Source organism: Niallia endozanthoxylica (genome assembly GCF_008710145.1).
In the GTDB taxonomy this organism is placed as follows: Bacteria; Bacillota; Bacilli; order Bacillales; family Cytobacillaceae; genus Bacillus_BD; species Bacillus_BD endozanthoxylica.
Map to the genome: position 1 here is coordinate 1 of NZ_VYKL01000069.1, position 6,142 is coordinate 6,142.

At 38.2% G+C, this 6,142-nt stretch carries 4 protein-coding genes, 1 tRNA gene and 1 other annotated feature; of the genes, 4 read left to right on the forward strand and 1 reads right to left on the reverse strand.

The genetic code is table 11. From position 1 onward, the window contains the following. Positions 1-114: 114 nt before the first annotated feature. On the reverse strand, positions 115-1,071 hold the full coding sequence (locus tag F4V44_RS26505) for a YaaC family protein (RefSeq protein WP_150442980.1): 957 nt from the start codon (positions 1,069-1,071) through the stop codon (positions 115-117). Between the two features lie 112 nt (positions 1,072-1,183). On the opposite strand from F4V44_RS26505, the gene guaB reads away from it, so the two are divergent. From guaB to F4V44_RS26525, 4 genes are all read left to right on the forward strand, one after another. After that, positions 1,184-2,650: an IMP dehydrogenase gene (guaB, locus tag F4V44_RS26510; protein ID WP_150442981.1), complete on the forward strand. Its 1,467-nt coding sequence runs from the start codon at positions 1,184-1,186 to the stop codon at positions 2,648-2,650. Between the two features lie 180 nt (positions 2,651-2,830). Further along, positions 2,831-4,168, forward strand: a complete 1,338-nt coding sequence (locus F4V44_RS26515) for a serine hydrolase (RefSeq protein ID WP_150442983.1) — start codon at positions 2,831-2,833, stop codon at positions 4,166-4,168. Positions 4,169-4,329: 161 nt separating this feature from the next. After that, positions 4,330-4,549, forward strand: a binding site (T-box leader). 88 nt (positions 4,550-4,637) lie between these two features. Then, on the forward strand, positions 4,638-5,918 hold the full coding sequence (serS, locus tag F4V44_RS26520; protein WP_150442982.1) for a serine--tRNA ligase: 1,281 nt from the start codon (positions 4,638-4,640) through the stop codon (positions 5,916-5,918). 130 nt (positions 5,919-6,048) lie between these two features. Further along, positions 6,049-6,141: transfer RNA gene (locus F4V44_RS26525), tRNA-Ser, on the forward strand. Position 6,142 lies beyond the last annotated feature (1 nt).

Consider the following 6,142-nt stretch of genomic DNA (forward strand, 5'->3'; position numbering starts at 1 on the left):
ATGGTAGTTGGGGTCTTACCCCTGTGAGAGTAGGACGTCGCCAAGCGGATGAAAGAGTATCCAAAATGGATACTCTTTTTGTCGTGTATACAATTAAAGAGCGAAGTTTCACTTTTAATGCAATCGATTGAACAAAAATTGATATACCAAAAATGGCCCCTTTTTCGCCGTCAGTTTTAAAAAGTGAGCAATAAAAGGATAGTCTTTGTTCGGCATTGTTTTTAAAAGTTCGCTCCACCATTCTGTTTCATATCTAGCAATCATGCTTAAATTATAGAGCAACAAATAATGTGTAACCATTTCCGGAAAAGTTAAGAACTTTCCTCTTAAGAGAGAAAAATAAAAGCTCTGGTCTTCTAGATTATATTTTATCGGTGTTAAACAAATATTCGAATGATGATAGTCAAAAAGCAAACAGTCTGATAAGCTTTCCTTATAGAATAAACTATTGGAAGACTCAGTTTGTAAAAAATCAATAAAACGGTTCTCTGTCATATGGAAGGCATCTAGGATTTTTTTCGGAAATGCAAAGGACTCCTGTTGAATCGGTACCTTGATATATGTATGCTTTCCTTCCAATTGATTAAAAAGCGGATTTAATTCAGGAATCTGTTGAAACAATTCACACATTGTTGCTTTATCACCTTCAGTATGCTTTATATTAAATAAATTCTCCAACATACAGGATAGTAGTCCGTTCTTTTGAAATTTTACTTCATCCTGAAAAAACTCATATTGCTGCTTTTTTCGTTTTCTTGTCGATACACCATGTGCCAGCATCGATGTATTTCCTGGGTAATGAGGATCTTTTGTCAATAAACAAGCCTTAATTAAATGGGAAAAGCCATAAAATAATAGAATCGGTTGAATTAAAAGCGGTGCTTGAACGGCTTGCTGGTAATAAATTTGTGCATGTTCCAAATAATAAACAAAGGGATAGCAGTTCTCATAGCTTTTTTGTTCTGCCTGTTCTACAGATAATTTTTGGTAACAATTCTTTAAATATAATTGCGTGTCCGAAGCGGAGAAAAAGGGCAAAAAGGAGTGAAAATCCTTGTATGATTGAATCAAAGTAATTACCTCCATATTTTCAGAAATATTCGAATTAAAATACTTCCATTGACATTATTTTATCCAATTGATAACCTACTAATAATATTTTTCAGTCCAGGAGGTCTTTTTCATGTGGGAAAGTAAGTTTGCCAAAGAAGGGTTAACATTTGATGATGTATTATTAGTCCCTGCAAAATCAGAAGTACTCCCTAAAGATGTAAGTTTAAAAATAAGTTTAACGGATAAAGTGAAATTAAATATTCCGTTAATCAGTGCAGGAATGGATACTGTAACAGAAGCTGAAATGGCTATTGCCATGGCCCGTCAAGGCGGTCTAGGAATCATTCATAAAAATATGACGATTGAACAGCAGGCGGAACAAGTAGATAAAGTAAAGCGCTCAGAGAGCGGGGTTATCACAGATCCATTTTTCCTAACACCGGAAAAGCAAATTTTTGATGCGGAACATCTAATGGGGAAATTTAGAATTTCTGGCGTTCCAATTGTCAATAATGTAGAAGAACGAAAACTAGTCGGTATTCTTACTAACCGCGATCTCCGCTTCATCCAGGATTACTCTATCAAGATTTCAGATGTAATGACAAAGGAAAATCTAGTAACAGCTCCAGTCGGTACAACTTTAGCAGAGGCAGAGAAGATTCTACAAAAATATAAAATTGAGAAGCTTCCTCTCGTTGATAATGACGGCGTATTACAAGGGCTTATTACAATTAAAGATATTGAAAAAGTTATCGAGTTTCCAAACTCCGCTAAAGATGAACATGGCCGTTTGTTAGTCGGAGCGGCAGTCGGCGTTTCCAAAGATACCATGCTGCGATTAGAAGCATTAGTAAAATCTAGTGTTGATATTGTGGTTATCGATACCGCCCATGGACATTCAAAGGGAGTTATTGATACGATTAGAGATATTCGCAAGGCATATCCAGAGCTTTCTATTATTGCTGGAAATGTTGCAACAGCTGAGGCGACAAAGGAATTATTCGAAGCCGGTGCAGATGTTGTAAAAGTAGGAATAGGACCTGGTTCCATTTGTACAACAAGGGTTGTTGCTGGTGTGGGTGTACCGCAAATTACAGCTATTTATGACTGTGCGACAGAAGCAAGAAAGTACGGAAAGTCCATTATCGCAGATGGCGGTATTAAATATTCCGGAGATATTGTGAAGGCTCTCGCTGCAGGCGGACATGCTGTTATGTTAGGAAGCTTGCTTGCCGGTACTTCAGAAAGCCCTGGAGAAACGGAAATTTTCCAAGGTCGCCGCTTCAAGGTATACCGTGGTATGGGTTCTGTTTCAGCTATGGAAAAGGGTTCAAGTGACCGTTACTTCCAAGAGGAAAATAAAAAGTTTGTTCCAGAGGGAATCGAAGGACGTTTACCATACAAGGGGCCGCTTAGCGACACCATTTATCAACTAGTAGGCGGGCTTCGTTCAGGTATGGGTTATTGTGGTGCAGGAAGCTTAGATGCCTTAAGAGAAAACAGTCAATTTATCAAAATGAGTGGAGCTGGTTTAAGAGAAAGCCATCCACATGATGTTCAAATTACAAAAGAAGCTCCAAACTACTCTATTCAATAAAATAACAATAAAGTAGGGATATACTCCCTGCTTTTTGTTTTTTATTACTAATACAAGCTATAGTCTTCTTATCCTGCTTTTTAAAAAATAGGCATTTACGCAATCTATTCTTTCATAATAACTTATGTTAATATAAAAAAAGTGTATTAAAAGTTGGAGGGCTTTAAATTGAAAAAGAAAATGTTTCGGAAACAAGTAGCTGGGCTGCTAGCAATGCTCTTATTCTTAAGCCTTTTCTCAGGGTTGAGCAGTGTAAGTGCAGAAGAAGATACTTTAGGTGTGAATGCTGATGCCGCTATATTGGTGGATGCTGAGACTGGAAGAGTATTATATGCAAAGAACCCTGATGAGGTCCTTGGTATTGCGAGTATGACAAAAATGATGACGGAATACCTTCTTCTTGAGGCAATCAAAGAGGGACGTGTAAAATGGGACCAGGAGTATTCCGTAAGTGATTATGTGTATAATATCTCACAAGATAGAAATCTGTCGAACGTTCCATTGCGTAAAGACGGAACTTATACGATTAAAGAGCTATATGAAGCGATGACAATATACTCAGCAAATGGAGCGACCATTGCTATAGCTGAAACAATTGCCGGATCTGAAGAAAGCTTTGTAAAAATGATGACAGACAAGGCAAATGATTTTGGTTTAAAAAGTTTTAAATTTGTTAATTCATCTGGATTAAATAATCGTGATTTGAAAGGAATGCATTCGGTTGGCGGTGCTGAAGAGGAAAACGTAATGTCTGCCCGCGCTACTGCAACCTTAGCATTTCGTTTATTAAAAGATTTCCCTGAAGTATTAGAAACGACAAGTATTCCTTCTAAAATGTTTAGAGCAGGAACAGATGACGAAATCAAAATGGATAACTGGAATTGGATGCTTCCAGAGCTTGTTTTTAAATACAATGGTGTGGATGGTTTAAAAACAGGTACCACTGATTTTGCCGGTTATTGCTTTACCGGTACTGCTGAGCGTAATGGAGACCGCTATATCACAGTTGTAATGAATGCAAAAGGTGAAGGCGGAGAAGGTACGTATAAATCAAGATTCGATGAAACAAAGAAGATGCTAGATTATGCATTCAGTAATTTTTCTAAGGAAGAAGTATTAAAGAAACATTACCAGTTGAAAAACGCGAAAACATTACCTGTAAATAAAGGGAAAGAAGACGAGGTAAAAGTTTATACAAAAGAGGCAATTGAACTATACAGCAAAAAGGGCGAGAAGGATAATTATAAGCCCGTCCTTGTATTAGATAAAAAGCTTCTAAATAAAGATGGAGAATTAACAGCTCCTATTAAAAAAGGCGATAAAGTAGGCTATATTAAGTTAGAAACAAAAGATGGCACTCCAATTCAATTCCTTAATGGGAAAAATCCTCAGATTGATGTAGTAGTTGCAGAAAATGTCGAAAAGGCAAACTGGTTCATTTTAAGTATGCGCGCAATCGGCGGATTCTTTGGCGATGTATGGGGAAGTGTATCTTCGACTGTAAAAGGCTGGTTTTAATAAATAGAAAAAGGGGCTCCCTATTCTGGGGAACCCCTTTTTTCTATTCTCCCTCACTTAAAAGGTTCCGAAGATGTTCAAGAATTATAATAGAATTTTGCATAATCCTATAGTAAAATGGAAATAGTTAATTTTAGTAAGAACATTACATACCATATCGTTTAAAAGCTGTGAGAGGAAATAGTAGCAAGAGGGTTATTCTTGTAGAGAGCCGATGGTTGGTGAAAATCGGCGGATGACGCTTGTGAATCCATCCTTGAGTAGAGTATGGAAAGCCGCAATTTGGTTAGTAAATACTTTCGGATAAAACCGTTATCGTTTTAAGGTGGAAGGCGTATGCTTTCAACTAGGGTGGCAACGCGGGTAACTCTCGTCCCTTTTTAGGGATGGGAGTTTTTTGTATGTCTGAAAATCTTAACGGTTCTTTATCAAGGCTTTAATCGAAAAATGGAATAAGAGGAGGATTCTTATGCTTGATATTAAATTATTACGAGCTAATTTTGAAGAGGTAAAGGCAAAGCTTCAACATCGCGGCGAGGACCTATCAGAGCTTGGCCGCTTTGAAGATTTAGATGTTTCACGCCGTGAACTGATTGTTGAATCAGAAAAACTTAAAAGCAGACGAAATGAAGTTTCTCAACAAGTTGCTGAATTAAAGCGCGAAAAGAAGGATGCCGATCATCTTATTAAGGAAATGCGTGAAGTAGGAGATGAGATTAAGGTTCTTGATGAGAAGCTAAAAGCAGTTGAAGATACTTTAGAGCAACTCCTTTTAGGTATTCCTAATCTCCCTCATGAAAGCACACCTATTGGTGAATCAGAGGATGATAATGTGGAGATTAGAAATTGGGGGGAGAAGCCTCAGTTTGGTTTTGAAGCAAAGCCGCACTGGGATATTGCTGATTATCTTGCCATTCTTGATTTTGAACGTGCAAGTAAAGTAACAGGAAGCCGATTTGTTTTTTACAAAGGCTTAGGCGCAAGATTGGAAAGAGCGTTATTCAACTTTATGCTTGATCTCCATACTGAAGAGCATGGTTACCTTGAAGTACTGCCGCCTTATATGGTCAACCGGGCCAGCATGACAGGAACGGGCCAGCTTCCAAAGTTTGAAGAAGATGCATTCTTAATTGAAAATGATGACTATTTCTTAATTCCAACTGCAGAAGTCCCTGTTACAAACCTTCATCGTGATGAAATTCTAAATGGCGAAGAGCTTCCGATCAGCTATGCCGCCTTTAGTGCTTGCTTCCGTTCAGAGGCAGGTTCCGCTGGCCGAGACACAAGGGGCTTAATCAGACAGCATCAGTTTAATAAAGTAGAGCTTGTGAAATTTGTTAAGCCGGAAGAATCATATGAACAACTTGAAGTTTTAACTGGTCATGCAGAAAAGGTCCTTCAGCTCTTGAAATTACCATATCGTGTGATGAGCATGTGCACAGGTGACCTTGGCTTTACGGCTGCGAAAAAATATGATATAGAAGTTTGGATGCCAAGTTATGACACATATCGAGAAATTTCTTCTTGCAGTAATTTCGAAGCATTCCAGGCGCGAAGAGCGAATATTCGTTTCCGCCGAGATCCGAAGGGAAAACCAGAACATGTTCATACATTAAATGGATCTGGACTGGCAATCGGCAGAACTGTAGCGGCTATCCTTGAAAATTATCAGCAAGAGGATGGATCTGTTGTGATTCCGGAAGTATTGCGTCCATATATGGGAAATCGAGAAGTAATCACACCAAGATAATAAAATTTCTTAGATGAAATAAAAAGCAAAAATCCGGGCAAGCTATTATTGCCCGGAAAATACTATGTTTAGTTTCAGCATATGTTGACATTAATCAAGGTCTTATGATATATTTTATTTTGTCTTAAACGGAGGAATACCCAAGTCCGGCTGAAGGGATCGGTCTTGAAAACCGACAGGCGGGTTAAACCGCGCGGGGGTTCGAATCCCTCTTCCTCCGCCAT